Annotated in this window: 20 protein-coding genes and 3 pseudogenes; 6 read left to right on the top strand and 17 right to left on the bottom strand. The window is 70.2% G+C overall.

Annotated features, from left to right (window positions below):
* The first annotated feature begins 19 nt into the window (after positions 1-19).
* Positions 20-841, top strand: coding sequence for an SDR family NAD(P)-dependent oxidoreductase (locus ACQPW6_RS34890; protein ID WP_433893720.1), 822 nt, complete (start codon positions 20-22; stop codon positions 839-841).
* Between the two features lie 97 nt (positions 842-938).
* On the opposite strand, the gene ACQPW6_RS34885 is transcribed toward ACQPW6_RS34890, so the two are convergent.
* Positions 939-1,556, bottom strand: coding sequence for an MFS transporter (locus tag ACQPW6_RS34885; RefSeq protein ID WP_433893719.1), 618 nt, complete (start codon positions 1,554-1,556; stop codon positions 939-941).
* 169 nt (positions 1,557-1,725) lie between these two features.
* Positions 1,726-2,175: an MFS transporter gene (locus ACQPW6_RS34880; RefSeq protein WP_433893718.1), complete on the bottom strand. Its 450-nt coding sequence runs from the start codon at positions 2,173-2,175 to the stop codon at positions 1,726-1,728.
* Between ACQPW6_RS34880 and ACQPW6_RS34875 the strand changes: the two genes are divergently transcribed.
* Positions 2,078-2,503, top strand: a complete 426-nt coding sequence (locus tag ACQPW6_RS34875) for a MarR family transcriptional regulator (protein ID WP_433893717.1) — start codon at positions 2,078-2,080, stop codon at positions 2,501-2,503. The two genes, ACQPW6_RS34880 and ACQPW6_RS34875, sit on opposite strands and share 98 nt — an antisense overlap.
* Before the next feature lie 2 nt (positions 2,504-2,505).
* Positions 2,506-2,772: a hypothetical protein gene (locus ACQPW6_RS34870; protein ID WP_433893716.1), complete on the top strand. Its 267-nt coding sequence runs from the start codon at positions 2,506-2,508 to the stop codon at positions 2,770-2,772.
* A 178-nt stretch (positions 2,773-2,950) separates the two neighbouring features.
* Here ACQPW6_RS34870 and ACQPW6_RS34865 read toward each other — a convergent pair whose 3' ends face one another.
* From ACQPW6_RS34865 to ACQPW6_RS34840, 6 genes are all read right to left on the bottom strand, one after another.
* Positions 2,951-3,490, bottom strand: coding sequence for a sigma-70 family RNA polymerase sigma factor (locus ACQPW6_RS34865; protein ID WP_433893715.1), 540 nt, complete (start codon positions 3,488-3,490; stop codon positions 2,951-2,953).
* A gap of 379 nt (positions 3,491-3,869) precedes the next feature.
* On the bottom strand, positions 3,870-4,508 hold the full coding sequence (locus ACQPW6_RS34860; protein ID WP_433893714.1) for a TetR/AcrR family transcriptional regulator: 639 nt from the start codon (positions 4,506-4,508) through the stop codon (positions 3,870-3,872).
* Between the two features lie 11 nt (positions 4,509-4,519).
* Positions 4,520-5,299 carry a class I SAM-dependent methyltransferase gene (locus ACQPW6_RS34855; protein ID WP_433893713.1) on the bottom strand — a complete coding sequence of 260 codons (780 nt, stop codon included), beginning with the start codon at positions 5,297-5,299 and terminating at the stop codon, positions 4,520-4,522.
* A 121-nt stretch (positions 5,300-5,420) separates the two neighbouring features.
* Entirely contained in the window at positions 5,421-5,510 is a 90-nt protein-coding gene (locus tag ACQPW6_RS34850) for a hypothetical protein (RefSeq protein ID WP_433893712.1), read from the bottom strand.
* Between the two features lie 331 nt (positions 5,511-5,841).
* A complete protein-coding gene (locus tag ACQPW6_RS34845; RefSeq protein ID WP_433893711.1) occupies positions 5,842-6,234 on the bottom strand; it encodes a hypothetical protein in 393 nt (130 codons plus the stop codon).
* A gap of 247 nt (positions 6,235-6,481) precedes the next feature.
* Positions 6,482-7,708: a cytochrome P450 family protein gene (locus ACQPW6_RS34840; RefSeq protein ID WP_433893710.1), complete on the bottom strand. Its 1,227-nt coding sequence runs from the start codon at positions 7,706-7,708 to the stop codon at positions 6,482-6,484.
* 936 nt (positions 7,709-8,644) lie between these two features.
* Here ACQPW6_RS34840 and ACQPW6_RS34835 point away from each other — a divergent pair.
* Positions 8,645-9,073: pseudogene (locus ACQPW6_RS34835) on the top strand (SDR family NAD(P)-dependent oxidoreductase); the annotation flags it as partial.
* Between the two features lie 83 nt (positions 9,074-9,156).
* Here the strand turns inward: ACQPW6_RS34835 and ACQPW6_RS34830 are convergent.
* Together ACQPW6_RS34830 and ACQPW6_RS34825 are read right to left on the bottom strand one after the other, a co-directional pair.
* Entirely contained in the window at positions 9,157-10,167 is a 1,011-nt protein-coding gene (locus tag ACQPW6_RS34830) for an aldo/keto reductase (protein WP_433893709.1), read from the bottom strand.
* Between the two features lie 135 nt (positions 10,168-10,302).
* A pseudogene (locus tag ACQPW6_RS34825) lies at positions 10,303-10,612 on the bottom strand (IS701 family transposase); the annotation flags it as partial.
* Between ACQPW6_RS34825 and ACQPW6_RS34820 the strand changes: the two are divergent.
* A complete protein-coding gene (locus ACQPW6_RS34820; protein WP_433894809.1) occupies positions 10,602-10,757 on the top strand; it encodes a hypothetical protein in 156 nt (51 codons plus the stop codon). The pseudogene ACQPW6_RS34825 and the gene ACQPW6_RS34820 overlap by 11 nt on opposite strands.
* A gap of 9 nt (positions 10,758-10,766) precedes the next feature.
* Here ACQPW6_RS34820 and ACQPW6_RS34815 read toward each other — a convergent pair.
* The 6 genes and pseudogenes from ACQPW6_RS34815 to ACQPW6_RS34790 all read right to left on the bottom strand — a co-directional run.
* Positions 10,767-10,954, bottom strand: a pseudogene (locus tag ACQPW6_RS34815) (GNAT family N-acetyltransferase); the annotation flags it as partial.
* A gap of 80 nt (positions 10,955-11,034) precedes the next feature.
* Positions 11,035-11,985 carry an SAM-dependent methyltransferase gene (locus ACQPW6_RS34810; RefSeq protein ID WP_433893708.1) on the bottom strand — a complete coding sequence of 317 codons (951 nt, stop codon included), beginning with the start codon at positions 11,983-11,985 and terminating at the stop codon, positions 11,035-11,037.
* Positions 11,986-12,070: 85 nt separating this feature from the next.
* Entirely contained in the window at positions 12,071-13,036 is a 966-nt protein-coding gene (locus ACQPW6_RS34805; RefSeq protein WP_433893707.1) for a hypothetical protein, read from the bottom strand.
* Positions 13,037-13,624: 588 nt separating this feature from the next.
* On the bottom strand, positions 13,625-14,152 hold the full coding sequence (locus ACQPW6_RS34800; protein WP_433893706.1) for a sigma-70 family RNA polymerase sigma factor: 528 nt from the start codon (positions 14,150-14,152) through the stop codon (positions 13,625-13,627).
* The gene (locus ACQPW6_RS34795) at positions 14,139-14,444 is read right to left on the bottom strand and encodes a hypothetical protein (RefSeq protein ID WP_433893705.1); all 306 of its coding nucleotides are present in this window, start codon (positions 14,442-14,444) and stop codon (positions 14,139-14,141) included. The genes ACQPW6_RS34800 and ACQPW6_RS34795 overlap by 14 nt, the downstream gene beginning before the upstream one ends.
* A 620-nt stretch (positions 14,445-15,064) precedes the next feature.
* The gene (locus ACQPW6_RS34790) at positions 15,065-15,613 is read right to left on the bottom strand and encodes a class I SAM-dependent methyltransferase (RefSeq protein WP_433894756.1); all 549 of its coding nucleotides are present in this window, start codon (positions 15,611-15,613) and stop codon (positions 15,065-15,067) included.
* 370 nt (positions 15,614-15,983) lie between these two features.
* On the opposite strand from ACQPW6_RS34790, the gene ACQPW6_RS34785 reads away from it, so the two are divergent.
* Positions 15,984-16,832, top strand: coding sequence for a helix-turn-helix domain-containing protein (locus ACQPW6_RS34785; protein ID WP_433893704.1), 849 nt, complete (start codon positions 15,984-15,986; stop codon positions 16,830-16,832).
* A 44-nt stretch (positions 16,833-16,876) separates the two neighbouring features.
* Here ACQPW6_RS34785 and ACQPW6_RS34780 read toward each other — a convergent pair whose 3' ends face one another.
* Complete coding sequence (locus tag ACQPW6_RS34780; RefSeq protein ID WP_433893703.1) at positions 16,877-17,236, bottom strand: nuclear transport factor 2 family protein; 360 nt, start codon at positions 17,234-17,236, stop codon at positions 16,877-16,879.
* Between the last annotated feature and the right edge of the window lie 163 nt (positions 17,237-17,399).

Raw genomic sequence — 17,399 nt, 5'->3', positions numbered from 1 at the left:
CGAGGAGTACGCCATGGGCATGACCCGCCCACCCCTGGCCGGTACCGTCGCCATGGTCACCGGTGCCGGCAGCGACATCGGCTCGGCGACAGCGCGTGCGCTCGCCGCCAAGGGCGCCGCTCTCGCGCTCGTCGGCCCCGACAGCGACAGCCTGGCGGCGCTCGCGGAGAAGATCCGCGAGGGCGGCGGTTTCGCCCGCACCTACCCGACGGACCTCACCGACGAGATCGACGCCGAACACGCGGTCGAGCGGGCCGTGGTGCGGTCGGAGCGTCTGGACATCCTCGTGAACACCGCCGGCCTGCTGCTGCCGCTCGCGGCTTCCGGTGCGTCCCTGCCCGAGCGCGACCGCGTCATCGAGCTGAACACCGCGGCCCTGATGGAACGCAGCCGCCCCACCCCCGGATACGCCTCCATCCTCCACGACCATGTCCGCCGCTACGTGTCCGGCGTGCTCCACCTCACCGAGGCCGCGCTGCCGCACCTGGCCAGCGCCGCCCAGCGCCACCACCGGGCGGTGGCCGACCTGGTCAGCATCCACTCGCTGGCGGTGTCCACGCCCGATGCCGCCCCCGCGACGACGCCTTCGTACGCCCCCTGGCTCCAAGCCCTGGAGCGCGAACTCGCCGACCAGCGGGTGCGTGTCAGCGCGGTCAGCCCCGGCGCGCTCGCCGTCCACGCCACCGGCTCCGTGCCGCCGCGCGAGCGGAAAGGGCACGCCTCGTTCATCACCCCCTCCCCCGACGACATCGCGGCAGCGGTGGCCCTCATCGTCACCCGCCCGCCCGCCTCCTCCATCAACGCGGTCAACATCGAGGTCACGACAGTCCGGGCGTACTGAGGCAGGCCGGGCGGCCGGCCCGTGCAGGGCAGCCGCAGCCTGCCCCGGCACCGCGGTGCGACTCGGCTCGGCGGTGGTCAACGGAGACTCGACCGCCCTACCTGGTCGGAGTCTGCCTCGCGGTGCTCCCGCGCGGTACACCGGCCGTGGCGGCTCCGGCGTCTGCGTCGTTGATGGTGAGGGCTACCGTGACAGCGACCGCAGCGACGGCCGCCGCTGCGAGGAAGCCCGCGCGGAAGGCCAAGAGGCCGACGGTGGTGCGTCCGCGCGCCCGGCGGTCGGGCCCGACAGCGGCGAGGACGGTGGACAGCAGGACCACGCCCACGGCGCCGCCGAACTGCTTGCACGCGCTGAAGACAGACAAGGCCCGTCTGATCCTGGCCTTGCTGACGGCTGCCGTCGAGAAGGCCTGGGCGCGGATGAACACGAACGATGTGCCCACACCCAGCCCCAGCATAACCAGCCGGACGAGCCACAGGTTCGTACCCGTGCCGACCTGCGCCATGAGGACGGTGGCCGCGGCGACTCCGAGCAGCCCTGTGGTGACGATCCGGCGCGGACCGTACCGGCCGTAGAGCAGGCGTGTGACGATCTGGCCACCGACCATGACGCCGAGAGCGGACGGGAAGGTGACGGGCCCCGCCTGCGGAGCCGACAGGCCGAGGGCGTCCTGGAAGAAGAGGGCAGCCAGGTAGAGGGAGCCGAGGTAGGCCACCCGCGCCGAGCCCGTACAGGCTGGTCGCGGCCGTGAACAGCCGGTTGCCGAACAGGCGCAGGTCGACCAGCGGGCTCTCGGCCCGCAGCTCCACGAGGACCATGACGGCCAGCAGCGCGGCGCCGAAGGCGAACGTGGCCACGCCGACGGGCGCGTTCACCAAGAACACCTACCGCCAGGACAACTCGGTGGTGAACAGGCCGCCGATCACCGGCCCGAGGGCGGGGGCCAGCGCGGTGAACACCGCCAGGACGCCGGAGATCCTGACCCGCTCGTCCGGCGGGTAGACCCGGAACAGCATCGCAAGACCCACCGGCGTCATGACCGCTCCGCCAAGACCCTGGACCACGCGGAGGACGACGAGTTCGTCCAGGCCGGTCGCCGTGCCGCACAGCGTCGAGGCGATCGTGAACACCGCGATCGCACCGAGCAACGCCCGCCGGCCACCGATTGCCATGAACATCGCGGCGACGTGCACGACCGCGACCACCACTTTCTGAGAACGGTTCTCGCCAACACCCATGCGAAGGACGACCGCGGCAAGCGGCGGCCGGACCGGTGCGGCCGCCGACGAGTGGGCGATCGACGCGTGGCGGCGTATCCGCTCGATCAGCGGCAACCCGGCCACGCTGGCGGGCGAGCACCGCTTCATGCACGAGAGCGGGCTGACCGGCGGCCCGATGCGGGCCCTGCGCTGCCTGCCGCTGGACGAGCCGTTGTCGATGCGCCAGCTCGCCGCCCGTATGGGCTGTGACAACTCCTACGTGACCCCGCTGGTCGACAGCCTCGAACGGCGCGGGCTGGCCAACCGCCGAGCACGCGCAGCGCGAGTACGCCACCCCGCCCCCCGCGTTCTCCGCACTGAGCGCATCCGAACTCGGCACCCTCTGCGAGCGGCTGAGCAGGATCGGCACCGCCGGCGACTGACGCGGCCGGCGCAGAGATGATCATGGCGGCCACTACCGGAGTAGGGCTCTCGCTCGCGCTGCGGCCGGCGCTCTTCCCCGACCCGAACGTCTCGACCCGGGTGCGGGACGCCGTGTTCACCGCCGTGCTGCACCAACTCCCCACCGAAATCAACGATGTCGTGGAGCCCGATCAGCAGCACGAAGCCATCGCCTCCACCGCCGCCCACCTCAAGCGGCAACCGCCCGCCGAACTGACCAGCACCGAGAACGCTCTGCTGCTGGAGTGGCTCGGCCGCATCTCGCAGTGAGCGAGGCGTGCCGGCTGCCGCGGTCCACGCGGTACTCAACCGCCGTCTGGACGCCGCCGCGAAGGTGTTCGCCCGCAAGGGATTCGTCGGCCTGAACCCCACGCGCGAGGAGTGACACCCTCACCGCGTGGCACCGGGAGCCCCCGGTGGCGATCTCAACGGGTCCTGCCGTCAGCCGTCAGGCCGCCACGGGCGTCACCGCGGCGGTCGTGGCGGGCACGTCCATGACCGAGCGCAGCATCCGCAAGCCGTAGAACACGCGGCTCTTGACGGTACCGACCGGGACGTTCAGCCGACGAGCGGCCTGTTCAGTGGTCCAGTCGCACAGGTAGGTGGCCTCGATCGCCCGGCGATGGGTCGCGGGCAGGCGGCTCAGCGCCTCCCGTACGACGTACGCGGTCAGCACCTGATCGGTCAGCTCGGGCGTTTCCAGCTCTTCCGCCCCTTCGAGCGGCATCTCGCCGCGCCGCATGCGCGCCGATCGGTACTCATCCATGACCAGGTTGTGTGCGACGCGCATCAACCAGCCGCGGACCGGGCCGTAGTCAGGTGTCAGGTGTTCCCAGTGCCGCCATGCCCGCAGGAAGGTCTCCTGCACGACGTCCTCCGCCCACCCGCTGTCGCCGCAGGTCAGTCGGAGGGTTCTCGCGAACACGGCGCGCCGGTGCTCGTCCAGGAGTGCTTCGAGTCGAGCCTCTGCCGGCGCAGGCTGGAACATGTGGATCCTCTCCCCGCGGCCGCTGGGCTCTCGGACCTGTCGCAATGTCCCGGCCGACGCGGTCGTGCTGCGCGGGTGAATGGTGGGTCCCGAGCGGGCGGAGCAGCGACGGCGACCGCCTGAGCCGGCTGAAGGCAGCGGTCGAGGGCATCGACAGCGTCGCGACGGCCGGTGGGGCGTTGTGGCTGCTGTCCGCGTCAGGCGGTACAACCCGACAGTGCCAGCCCCGAGCGCCGGCAGCCTGGGCCAGGCTGTCCCCCCCACTCCCCCACCCGCGCGGCCGACCGCACGCGGCCCTCGGCGGTGGTTCAGCTGGTGGCGGGGTCGGGCAGCCAGTGGCCGTGGAAGCCGAACGGGACACGGCGGATCGGGGGCCCGGTCACGACGTGAGGTCGAGAGGGGGGCGGGGCGGGGCGTGGAGCCCGGTGAACAGCCAGTGGACGGCTTCGCCGTAGAGGGCCTCGGGGACCAGTTCCGGGTCGATGCGGCGAACCTGGACGAGCCCCTGGAACAGGGCCATCACGACCGTGGCGACATCGTCGAAGGGCACATCGGCAGGCCGGGCCGGCCCGTCCGCCCGCTCGGCGAGCGCCGCAGCCAGCACCTCCCGATTGGCACGAAGCTGCCCGACCATGCGCGCCCGGAACTGCGGCCGGCGGATCGCATACAGCCAGAACTCCGCCTGCAGCGCCGCCAGGTCGACCTCTTCGGCGGCCACATCGAGCAGCCGCCGGGACAGCGCGAGCCGGATCTCCCCCACGCCTCCGCTCCGGTCGGCCACCACAACAGCGGCGCCCGCCAGCCGCTCGCCACTGCGGGCGGTCAGCAACTCCACGAACAGCTCGTCCTTGCTCGCGAAGTTCGAGTACAACGCGCCGGTGGAGAACCCGGCCGCCTCAGCGATGTCCTCGACCGACGCACCGGCGAACCCCTTACGCGCGAACACCTCCGCGGCAGCCTCCAGCAGCAGACTCCGCGTGCGCGCCCTATTCTCCACCCGAGTCAGACGACGAGACATGCCACGGCCCTTCATATGACCGCGCCATCCGCCCGGACACGGGCCCAGGCACACGTCAGTTCCTGGGCACAGGGCATCGCCCCGCCGGCCCGCACCTGCGCGAGGAGCGAGTCGGGAAACCCGCCCATCTCCTCCGCCGTCCCCGCACCGGAGGCAACGGCCAACGGACAACGGACCACCGACATGAGCGTCTCAGCGAGGTAGTGCGGAACCAGGCTGTCGCCGTCACCGATGACCGAAACGGCGACGGCGTCCACGCCGGTGAGCCCGGCCCGCGAGAAGATCACGCCCAGGTGCTCGCCGATATCGGGGTCCAGGCCGGCGTGCGCGGACGGGGTGCGCATCCAGCGGAGCCAGTCCTCCATCGCGGGCACCTGGGGCACGGCCCGCACTCGACTACAGCTGATGTCCTGGAACACCACGACGCCGCCCGGTCGCACCCACCGCGCGAGGCGGGAAAGCACCGCCGCGGGATCGTGGAGGTGCAGCAGGACGATCCTCCCGGCCAGCGCGTCCACGGGCTCGTCGAGCACGAGGTCGGTGAGGTCACCCTCTTCATACGGGTGGAGTCCCCGGTACCGCATCCGGCATCGAGCACACGGCTGCCGGGCCCGATTTTGCCCGCCTGACGGAAGAGGTCGGCCGAGTGCGGGGCGAAGATCCGGCCCTGGACCGCGAGCCGTTCGCGTTCCGAAGCCGTACGGCCCATCGCGTATCCGGTCACGGCCGCCTCCCGGGAAGCTCGGCCCACGGCGCGGGCCGCAGCCGCTCCGCGCTCGCACGTCCCTCATCAACACCACACGTCCTTCCGTGACATCTCGCGGGCACGCGTGCCGGACGGTCACGGGCGGACCCGGCCTCCGGACGCGGACATTTCATCAAGAGCTGCACGTGAGGAAGGGTCACAACGGTTCAGCGCCGGTGGTGGTCCGCTCCCCTCGCACGGTTGTCGTCCTCGCGCGGCCCGACCCCCAGCCCCAAGGTGAACCGCCCGCCGGACATCCGGTCCAGCGCCGCGGCCTGCTTGGCCAGCAGCAGGGGATCGCGCGGCCGCGACCAGCGCCTCGCTCTGGATCCGGATCCGCGCGGTGACGGCTTCGGCCGCGTCGTGCAGCCTCCGGGGCCACCTCGGCCAGGCGCGGCCACAGCAACTCGTCCTCGGTGTCGTGGTGGTGGCGAAGGTTGGCCACGACGAATTCGCGCAGGTCGGCCAACGCGCCCAGGGGCACGGACGGGTACGGCGCGGCGTCGGCCGGCAGTGTGGCGGCGCGCCGGCGCGGTCCCCGTGCCGGCGCGCCGGCTCGCCGACAGCCGCCCTGCTTGCCGACAGGCTCTAGTAGCGCTGCACGGGTGCGGGACCGGTCAGGGGCGCGGTGGGGGTCATGCGGGTGAAGTAGTGGTTGTCGCCGACCGGCCCGAGCAGGGCGACGGCCAGTCCGAGACCGATCGCGACGACGAGCGAGGCATTGTTGACCGAGTCCTTGATCCGGTCTTCGACCACGGCCGCGATCACGACCAGGACCGCCTTCGAGGCGACCAGCCGGACCAGGTGCACCTCGACGTTCTTGCGCTTGAGCCTGGCCTTGAGCAGTGCCATCAGCACCGTGAAGACGACCACGGTGCGCAGCGCTTCCTCCCAGGCCGGCCTGCCGCGGTTGATGTACCAGAAACCGCCGATGATCAGCCCACCGAGGAGATAGCGAACGAACTTCGGGGACGGCGACATGACTTCCCTCCGAGGAATGTGCGGGAGCGAGTGGGGAGATGAGGGGGAATGCAGAGCGAACAGTGAGTAACGGGTCGCGGCTAGACGTAGGCCGCAACCGGGCCCCGGACGAACGGCGCGGCCCGATCGACCATTCACATAGATTATGCTATTCAGATAGCGAGCACAATGTCAATCTGATGAGTCCGGGCCCGGTGGTGGAACACCGCACAGCCGTATGACGCGCGGCGATGCGCGCGTCACGTCCCTACGCGGACTGCTCGTACCGCACCGGGAGGGTCAGGACGCCGCGCATCATGCCGGTGGAGATCCACGGCAGGTCGGAGGACAGCGCGAGGAGGTCGAGCCGGGGCAGACGGCGCAGCAGGGTCTGCAGCGCGATGACGGCCTCCAGCCGGGCCAGCGGCGCCCCCAGGCAGTGATGGATGCCGTGGCCGAAGGAGAGGTGGCGCGCGGCGGACCGGGTGACGTCGAGTTCGTCGGTGGGGCGGCCGTCGGGCAGCGGAAGGTCGCGGGCGGCGGAAGGCAGGGAGACCACCACGAGGCTGCCGCGCGGGAGGGTCGACCCGGCCAGGACCAGGTCCTGCGCGGCGTACCGGTAGGTGGTCAACTCCACCGAGGGGTCGTAGCGCAGGAACTCCTCGACGGCGCCCGGCACGAGGTCCGGCCGCTCGCGCAGTAGCTGCAGCTGGTCGGGGTGGCGCAGCAGCGCGAGCAGGGAGTTGCCCAGCAGGTTCACCGTCGTCTCGTGCCCTGCGATCATCAGCAGCAGTGCGGTGCCCATCAGTTCGTCCTCCGACAGCTGGCTGTCGTCCTTGTCACGGGCCGCGACGAGGTCGGACAGGAGGTCGTCGGTCGGCCGTGCGCGCTTGGCCTCGATCAGGCCGCGCAGCAGCGCCTGGACGTTGGCCAGCGCGTCCTTGTGCTCCGGGAGGGAGACCTGGAGCGCGGCACGGCTCCAGACCCGGAAGTTCTCGTGCTCCTCCTCCGGCACGCCGAGCAGCCGCGCGATCACCCGGGCGGGCAGCGGTGCCGTGTAGGACGGCACCAGGTCGGCCTGGCCCAACGGCGGCAGCGCGTCGAGGAGTTCGTCGGCGATCCGCTCGACGCTCGGGAAGAGCCCGGCGGTCCGCTTCGGGGTGAACGCGCCGGAGACGATACGGCGCAGCCGGGTGTGCTCGGGCGGGTCGGACTCCAGCATGTTGCCGCCGAGTCCTGCACCGGCCCGGTGCAGGACGAAACCAGCAGCGGCGAGTGCGCCGGACGCCGGTTCCGGGTCCTTGCGCAGATCCGGGTGGGTCAGCGCCTCGCGCGCGGCGGCATGGCCGACCACGAGCCAGGCGTCCAGCCCGGAGGACAGCCGCACCTGGTGCAGGGGCCCTTGAGTGCGCAGTTCGGCGTAACGGGTCTGCGACTCGCGCTTGAAGTCGGCGTCGATGACGACGCGGAGGTCGTCGCCCGGGGTGGGGGACATCATCGTGTTCCTCGTGCTCTCTGTGCCGGCCGCTCGGCTCGGACCGGAGGGGCGGCAACGGGTCGAACAACCCGCCGGCAGCCGGCACACCGCCCGCCCGCGTGCCGCAGGTCGTTGACTGTAGGACGGCCGTCGACCGTCGGCGAGGCCCCTGTTCAGGTGTCCCACCGGCACACGCACCGGACGGGCGTCATCACCGCCCGGATCAACCTGCGGGCCGGCCACAACCGTGAAGAACGACATCGGGGAGCGGTGGCCTCCGGCCCGAGCACTCCCACCGAGCACATCCGGCCGCGTGGCGGCCCGGACCGCGACACGTCAGGAGCAACGCATGGCCCGTTCATGGACGAGATGCGAACCACCGACAAGGTCGACTGGCTGCGAACCGCCGACCCGGACCTGTGGAGCAACGTGCGCGGCGACCCCGACGACAGATGGGACGACCGCGCCTTCATGGACCGGGCACTTCTCGTCTCCGACGAGGGCGACGCCCAGTACTGGTTTCCGCACCCGGGCGACGTGTCGGAGGACGGGAGTGGGCCGCCCACATCTGGGCTAGCCGGTATCCGGGGCTGGGGGACCGGCACTCCGCTTTCGCCGAACTGGTCGCCGCGGAACGGGAGTCGTTCGAGCAGCTTTCGGGCCACGACGGCCGCCGGGGGCGGCCCGACGGCGCGGAGGAACTCCTGGCCCTGTCCTGCCCGAACGACCGCGTGCCTTCGACGATGCGACCGGCGCGGGCGACTGCCTTCGTCCCACCGGTGCTGCCGGAGTCCCCGCGTTCGAACGGGCGTTGGCGGACGCCCGCGCGCTCATCCGCGACGGCGACCGGGACGGGGCGTGGAACGTGATCGAAGCCGCCGCGGCCTCTCCATTCCACGCAGCCGGCCCCGCACCTGACAAGGACCCCATCATCACGAGGAGGAGCGTGCAGAGATGACAACAAGCCTGATCACGGGTGCCAGTCCCGGAATCGGTGCGGCCTTCGCGCGGCGTCTCGCCACCGACGGGCACGATCTCGTCCTGGTGGGCCGGAACACCGGGCGCCTGACGGAGACTGCGACCGATCTTCACCACCGCTACGGCGTGCGCACCGAGATCCTGACGGCGGACCTGTCCGCGAACCCGGGAATCGACTCGGTCGAGCAGAGGCTCGGCGACTCCTCGCGGCCTGTCGAACTGCTCGTGAACAAAGCCGGGTTCGAACAGAAGGGCCTCTTCCTCGACGCTCCGATCGAGGAAGAGATGAGCATGATGAAGGTGCATTGCGAGGCAGTGCTCCGGCTCACCCCGGCCGCAGTGCGGAACATGAGGGCCACAGGAGGGGGCGCGGTGATCAACGTCTCCTCGACGGCCGCGGTCCTTCGATGCCCACGTGCACGTTCCGCTGCGCGTGGCCCTGCTGCTGGCCGCGGTGGCGGGCATCCTGCTCACCGCGCTGGCGGGCACTACCGGGAGCCCGACACAGGCCGCGACTTGTAGAAGGACTCCTCCAGGTAGGCAGCCTCGTGCGGCTGGTAGGGCTCCTCCAAGTAGGCGGCCTCGTCTTCGTCGAGTTCGACGTCCACCGCGGCGACCGCGTCGGCCAGCTGGGCCGGCTTGGTGACCCCAACGATAGGCGAGGTCACCGTCGGGTTGCGCATGACCCAGGCCAGGGCGACCTGGGCCGCGGACAGACCCCGCTTGCCCGCGATCTCGTGGACGCGCTCGGCCACCGCCTGGTCCCCGTCGCGGTAGAGAATCTTGCCGCTCGCGTCGGTCTGGGCACGCGCCGTGGCGGTGTCCCAGGCCCGCGTCAGCCTGCCCCGCGCCAGCGGGCTCCACGGGATCACGCCGACGCCTTGGTCGGCACAGAGCGGGAACATCTCCCGCTCTGCTTCTCGGTGGATGAGGTTGTAGTGGTCCTGCATCGACACGAACCGGGTCCAGCCGTTCAGGTCAGCCAGGTACAGGGCCTTGGCGAACTGCCAGGCGTGCATGGAAGAGGCTCCGATGTAGCGGACCTTCCCGGACTTGACCACGTCGTGCAGCGCCTCGAGGGTTTCCTCGATCGGGGTGCCGTAGTCCCAGCGGTGGATCTGGTACAGGTCGATGTAGTCGGTCCCCAGTCGCTTCAGGGAGGCGTCGAGCTCGGCGAAGATCGCCTTGCGGGACAGCCCGGCGCCGTTCGGACCGGGGCGCATCCGCATCCAGACCTTCGTGGAGAGAACGACCTCCTCGCGCCGGGTGAAGTCCTTGACCGCCTGGCCGACGATCTCCTCGCTACTTCCAGCGCTGTACCCATTGGCCGTGTCGAGGAAGTTGACGCCGCTCTCAAGGGCCTGCTTGATGATGTCCCGGCTGGCGTCCGCGCCCAGCGACCAGGGGTCGCCGCCCCGGTCCGGCTCGCCGAAGCTCAGGCAGCCGAGAGCGATGGCGGAGACTTCCAGTCCGGTGGCTCCGAGTTTGATGTATCGCATGCTTCCGAGCCTAGGAATTGGAGTGCGCTCTAACGCAAGTGCGTCTCGGTCCGGAATTCGGAGGCGTGTGGCATGTGCGCCCTGTCAGTTTTCGACCGTTTCGGCCAGGCGCACCAGAGAACCCAGTGGTAGCGAGGCCGCATCCGCGGTCACCCAGGTGATCGGCAGTGCGGAGTCCAGCGCCCGCCGGACCATGGCGCGTGCACGTTCCGGCTTGGTCGCGAAGGATCTGCCCTCGGGGATCCGGGCGGCGCGGCACCGGTCGGGGTCCTCGGTCCAGGACTTGGGCAGGTAGAGCTCGCGGTCCACCAGGGCCCTGCCCTTCGCGGAGGCGTAGGCGGCGAACACCCCGATCTGGCAGTTCTCGGTCCGCCCGGCGGTGCCGGAGTATTGCCGTTGCACCCCGGCGGACGGTGCCATTCTTCAGGAAGCCGGTGTCATCGACCTTGATCCACGACACCGCACGCGGCTACCCCCGCGCGGTCAACAACCTCGCCGTCCAGTCCCTGCTGTCCGCCTACGCTGACGGCAAGTCCATCGTCGACGAGGCCAGCGCCAGAACCGCCGTCGCCGAAGTCACCGCCGGATGACCAGCGTCCTTACCCCGGCCAGGCGTCACCTTGGACCCGCGCATGCAGATGCTCGTCATGCCAGCCGGCCGAGTGCAGCAGCGCGCTTCGCATCGTGCCCTCCAGAGCGAACCCCGCCTTCTCCGCCACCCGGCAGGAAGCGGTGTTGGCGACGGAGTGGGTGATCCGCGGCGATGCAAACCCACGTCGTCCATGGCCTACCGGCGGACGCGGACAACGGCACCGGCCATGGTCATTTTCAGTGGCACTCAACAGGCGGCGGGGTCCGGCCGGGCGCTCATGGCGCGGCCTCGACACGCTCAGGGCCGAGGCCGGCGACCAGCACGGGCCCGCCGGGCACCGTGGGGATCCGGCGCAGGTCGCGGAAGCCCAGGTCGCCGAGTTCCTCGGCCATCCGGTCCGCGGTCACAGCGCTGCCGCCGTTGCGCGTCGCGGTCCATTGCGCGACGGCCGCGAGCAGCGGTTCCGAAGGCGCCGGGTTGGTGCCGGCCACCAGCCACCCCTCGTCGGTGAGCGCGGCCGCCACGTGCGGCAGGCAGGCGTGCAGCGCGTCGTCGGACAGGAAGGGCGCGGGCAGCCAGATCAGGTCGTACCGGTCGCGTTCGCGCAGATCGACGGCGTCCTGGTGGCGCAGTTCGATCCGGCTCGCGAGTTCGGGGCCCACGTCGGCGAGTTCCCGGCGGGCGAGCCGGCTCGCCCGCTCCAGGCTGTCGATCCCGGTGACCTGGACCTGCGGCAGGTCCTGGACAAGGGCGAGGGCCAGTGCCCCGGTCCCGGTGCCGATGTCGAGCACGCGGCTGCCTTCGGCGGCGAGCCGGTCGGCGAGGCCGGGCAGGGAGGGGGCGAGCCGCCCGGCCAGGGCGTGCCCGGTGGCGGCGGAGGCGCGTCCCTGGTCGAGCAGCACCTCGTCGCTCTGAGCGTCCCACCCGGGCGCGGCCTCCCCGGCCGCGGCGGCGACGGCCTGCCGCATGGAGCCGAGCCGCGCGGAGGCGGCGGCGTCGGCCATGGCCGGGTCGAAGGCCGGCACTGGACCGGTGACCATGCCGTCCCCCTGCCTGCGCACCAGCCCGGCGGCCTCCAGCACCGCCGTGCGCGCCGGGTCAGCCGCCAGCGCTTGCTCCAGGGAGCCGCCGCCTGCCTCGCGCAGGGTCGCGACGACCGCGGCGAGCGCCCACGCCTGCCCTTCCAGCGCGGTGATCGGATCGTCGTGCTCAGAGTTGGCGTTCATGTCCCGTTCCTCGGTGCGATCGGTCGTTGCGGCGGCCGTACGGCCATGGCGATGCCCTGGGCGGTCCTCCCATGCGCTACGCGGGTCAGGCCCAGGTGATCCAGCGGGCGAGGTCTTCGTTCGAGGCGGCGTGCACGCTGGTGCCCTTCGGTACGTTCACCGTCAACGGCATGACGTACGGACGCCGGTGGCTCGCGTCGTACTTCCCACCGGAGTCCTTGGGAGCGTCGGTGGGCAGGTATCCAGCGAAGTACAGGTACCACTTGCCGTCGGACTCCACGACCGACGGCACACCGGGGGCCAGGACCTTGTCCCCGACGTAGTTCGGCCACTCCTTCGTCTGCGCCTGAAGGAGGTAGTCCACCTCGTAGCCGCCGGGTTTGCCGGCCCACACCTGCTTGTCGTCCTTCATGAGGATGCGGCGGTAGGTGGAGCCCTTCGTGGGGATCAGCGTGTCGGACCAGGCCAGCCCCGTTTTGTAGTCGCTCTGGTTGTACGCGCCCGTCGAGTACGCCATCACGTACTTGCCGCCGACCTTCGTGAGGTTGCCCGTCTCGATCAGCTTGAACTTCGCGGATCTGCCCATGCCGAAGAACAGCTCCGAGTTGTATCCGCCGTTCGCGGTCTCCGGTCCCAGGAGCACCGACGGCGCGGAGTTCGCCGGCTTGCTCGGCGACGTCATCGCCTGCGCCACGATCCCGTCGTGATGCGGCGAGTCGGACAGCAGCTTGCTGTAGATCAGGTACAGCTTCCCGCCGTCCTCGAAGAACTTCCCGTCGTAGTTGGCCTTCTCCGGGTGCTGGAAGGAGCCTGCCACGATCGAGTCCGCGACCCAGGACGTCGGCGTCCCGTCGCCACCGGCGTGCAAGCCGTGCGCGTGCACGACCACCGTCCACGGCGCCGCACTGTCGAACTTCGGGTTCTTCACGTACATCGTCGCCGCCATCTGCCAAGCGCCGGAATCCAGCTGGTAGATGTTCAGGTTGTCCGCGACCGTGGTCCGCGATCCGTACTTCGCCGCGGACTTCCGCAACGCCGGCCCCGCACTCACCTTCACCTTCTCCCCCGCCGTGCAGTGCGCCGCCGACCCGGTCACGCAATGCAACAGCGTCTTCGTCGTCCCGGAGAAATACACACTTCCCGCCTGACGGTTCGACGGCGCCGTGTGAATCGGGTACGGGTCGGAGAAATACACACCCGGATCCTTCGACTCGGCATCCGTCAACGGCCGCACCGCAGCCGCCGCACTCGCATCCGCCGGAGGAGAACTCGCAGAAGTGGCCGACGACGCCTTGGTGGTACTGGGCGACTGCGACGGGTGTGAGGATCCGGACGAGGTGCAACCGACGCCGGCCAGCCCAAGTGCCACGAAGGCCGCCGCCAAGCGGAGCCGTAGGCCGAAACGGCGACGGACTCCTTTCGCTGCTGCGGATGTCTTCTGCACTGCGTACGCCTCCAGATGATCTGTGTCGCTCCTTGAGCCCGCACGCGGGCACACCTACTTTCAGGAGCACGGTCCGGATGCCAGGACGGTTCACCGGCACCGGGCGGGACGCGGCCACCCGCCCCTTCCGGGAAAGGGCTGCCCGGTTGGGCTCCGCGGAATCGAGGTGGTCGGTGGTGACCCGGTGGGCGGTCGTCACGCTGCGACGGGCACAGGCGGGTCCTCATCCATGATCGAGCGCAGCATCCGCATACCGTAGAAGACCCGGCTCTTGACCGTCCCGACCGGAACGTTCAGCCGACGGGCCGCCTGCGCGGTGGTGCAGTCACACAGATAGGTCGCCTCGATCGCGTGACGGTGCGCCTCGGGAAGGCGGCTCAGCGCCTCCCGCACCAGCAGCGCGGTCAGCACGCGGTCGCTCGGCTCGGGGGTCTCCGCCTCCTCCGCCTCCTCGAGCGGGACCTCACCGTGCCGCATCCGCGCGGACCGATACCCGTCCATCACCAGGTTGTGGGCGACCCGCATTAACCAGCCGCGTACCGAACCCTGATCAGACGTCAACTGCTCGGCATGGTGCCACGCCCGCAGGAACGTCTCCTGTACGACGTCCTCCGCCCATCCCGTGTCGCCACCGGTCAGCCGGACGGTCCGCACGAATACCGCATGACGATGCTCGTTCAGCAGAGCCTCAAGGCGAGCCTCTGCCAGCTCAGGCTGAAACATGCCAACCCCCGGACGGATATCGGACCCGCCGCAGGCGGTCGGCGGTCGCGGACGGTGCCATGCGGGTGAAGTAGTGGCGGTCGCCTGCGGGCCCGAGCAGCATCGCGGCGAGGGAGAGACCTATCGCGACGACGAGCGGGGCGTTGCCGACCGAGTCCTTGATCCGGTCCTGGACGGCGGCCGCGAAGACGATCGGAAATGGCTCTTCCCCCGGCGGCCGATGGCGGTTCCAGAAGGCACCGATGATCAGGCCGCCGGGCAGGTAGCGCAGGGCTTTCGGGGAGGACGACATGGCTTCGCTCCGGGGACGTTGTGTGGGAGGACGCGGTGACGAGCGGCCCTGTTGGAGCCCAAGGCGCCGAGGTCAGCGCCTCGTCCGCTTCCATAGAGCCAAACCTATTGAGATAATCGACAATATGTCAATGTTGATTACAACTCAGATAGTGATCACTATTTCAATGTGATCAGTCACCCTCTGCTCATCGCCCCACGAGGTAGAGCCCCGCCCGTCTGCCCGGACACCGTCCCCGCCGCCACCCACAACCAGGGCACTGACCTGCGCGACCTGATCCACGGTTCCCAAGGGATCGAGCTGTCGCTCACGCTCCATGGCACTCCCGTGTCGTCGCCCGTGCCAGCACAGCTCCGGGCACTGCAGGGACAAGCAGCGACCACGTGATTGGGCGGAGGGCACCTCACAAAGACCGCGGGCCTCCGACTCCCACGACCGCCCACGCACCGATGAGTTCCGGTGGGAAGAGCAGTGCGCCGGTCTCCCGCGCTTCGGCGCGCAGGCGGTCGAGGAGAGTGTCGATACCGATCTCTGCTTCGGTGGCGAGCCCACGAGCCGGCACGACCGGCAGGACCGAGGCGACCGAGCCGGCGTGCAGGGTGTAAGCAGGTGACTCGGGGTCAGCGACTACAGGCGTCGCCAGAGCCATTCCGGTCGCATCGAAGCCGGCGACCCGCAGGATCTGTGCGAGCCGGCCACCCTGGATCGGGCTCCCCACCAGTCGCCGACGCGTCCGCGCACCATTTCGTGCACGCGGCGGCCAGTGGGGCTGCCCGCTCCGATGTGGCATAGGCGATGTCGACTTCCTGGAACGAGATGATCCCGCCGGGGCGGACCAGCGTGCCCAGCGAACGCACCGCCGAGGCCGGGTCCTTGAGATGCATGAGGATCAGCCGCCCGATGACCGCATCGACGGATCCGTCCACCGGGATCCCGGGGGTCTCCGCGTACGCGAAGGCCACGTTGTCCAGGCCGGCCTTCTTGGCTCGCTGCCTCGCCGCCGCAAGCAGGTCGTCGTCGACATCGGCGCCAAGGACGTGACCCTCCGGACCGACGAGGCGAGCTGCCTGCATCGTCACGTCGCCCAGGCCGCAGCCGACATCCAGCACTCGCATGCCGGGACCGAGGCCGGCCAGGCGGAGCAGATGGTCGGTGTGCGGCGCGTACAGGTCGGCCTGGATCTGGAGCCGGCCGTCCGAGCCTTGCGGACCCCCTCGGTCCTCTCATGGTCACGCGTGCGTGCACCTCGCGGGTTCATCCGCCTTCCCGCCGCGCGCTCGGCGCGAACCGCTCCTCGACCACGACCTGGGAGCCGCACCCAGGAGTCGAGCCGAAGTGCCGACTCATGGCTCCGCGGCGCCCCCGCCATTGGGCTGGTGAAGCGCTCACCGAGGACACGTGCCGTGACATCGAGCTGCGCGCTCATGTTGGTGGCCGGCGAACTGCCCGCGCCGACGTCGCCCACCGGACCCCCCGCAGAAACAAACAGGTCAACGGCGGATCGACCTGGTCAGGAAGCGTAGTTGTTACACTCCTGGTGTGCCGGACATCAGGCTTCTGGGCGCCGCTCTGCGGGAGCGCCGTGAGCGCGTCAGTCCTGCCGCGGTCGGCCTCAACGGCGTCGGCCGTCGACGAGCGCAGGGGCTGCGCCGGGAGGAGCTTGCCGAGCTGGCCGGAGTCTCGGAGGACTACCTGAAGCGCCTCGAGCAGGGGCGCCGCCACCCCTCGCTGAGTGTGCTGAACGCACTCACCCGAGCCTTGGACACGAGCAGGGAGGAGTACGAGTACCTCTGTCTGCTGGCCGGCTACGCGGCCGCGGACGGCCAGGTGCCACGCACAATCAGCCCTGCCGCGCGCCGGCTCATGGAGAGGCTCGACGGCACCGCGGTGTGCATATGTGATGCGACCTGGTCGGTGATCGGCTGGAACCGCGGATGGGAGGTTCTGGTCTGCGGCCCGACAGCGGCGAATCAACGGACGAGCAACCTCGCCTGGCGCGTCTTCGTGGCCGACGACGGACGGGTGTCGCGGTCGCCACGCGACGAAGAGGCATTCCAGCGCTTCCTTGTGACCGAACTGCGCACCGCGTCGCTGCGCTACCCGGCGGACAAGGAACTCGCCGCCCTGGTGGCCGCGTTGCGAGAAGCGAGCCAACGGTTCGACACCATGTGGAGCAGCCCCACGACCTCGGCAGATCCCCTGGCGACCTCTATGGTCCTGGACCACCCGGTGATCGGCCCGGTGAGGCTGGACTGCGACATGATGGACGTTCGCGACAACGACCTGCGCGCGGTGGTGTTCACCGCGGTACCTGAATCGCCCGAGGCCAGCCGGCTTCGTACGATCGTCTCCAGCCCCTCCAGGACCGAGACACAGGGCGCGTACTGACCGGGGTCGCTTCATCGGCCGTCCGGAGCCACGCGGAGCGGCACTCACCCAGGCTGGTCGACGGGGTCCAGGTAGAAGTTCGCCTGGGCGGCGCGATCCCCGTCGACTCGCGCGATGACCACGCCGCGGGTCAGGTGCGGCACGCCCTCGACAGTGGTCCCCGTGATCTCCCATTCGCTCCAGATCACGTCCCCCTGCTGCGAGAAGCGCAGCACACGTGCCGTCATCTCCGGCACGTGGGCAAATAGCCCGGTCCAATTCCTGCGGACCGCTTCCTGCCCGACGAAGCTCCGCTCCGGATGGACCGGGATGTCGCAGCGGTAGTCCTCGGTGAAGCAGGAGACCAGTGCGTCGAGGTCGTGGGTCGAGATGGCCGACTCAAGGTTGACAAGGAATTTCGACATCGGTTGTTGTCCTTTCTCCGTGACGCGCCCCTAATCCCGCGAATCCCGCGACGACGCCCGCCATCAGGTGCCCCCATCGCGCCGTACACGTGACGGACCGACCCGGCGGTTCACCCCCAGCACTCGTCCGACACCATCGCCGCGTGCGAACACCTCGGGGTGG

This window comes from Streptomyces sp. CA-111067 (assembly GCF_050956065.1).
Taxonomy (GTDB): Bacteria; Actinomycetota; Actinomycetes; order Streptomycetales; family Streptomycetaceae; genus Actinacidiphila.
The sequence above is the reverse complement of the archived record's forward strand: the minus strand, read 5'-3'. Positions and strand labels throughout refer to the sequence as shown.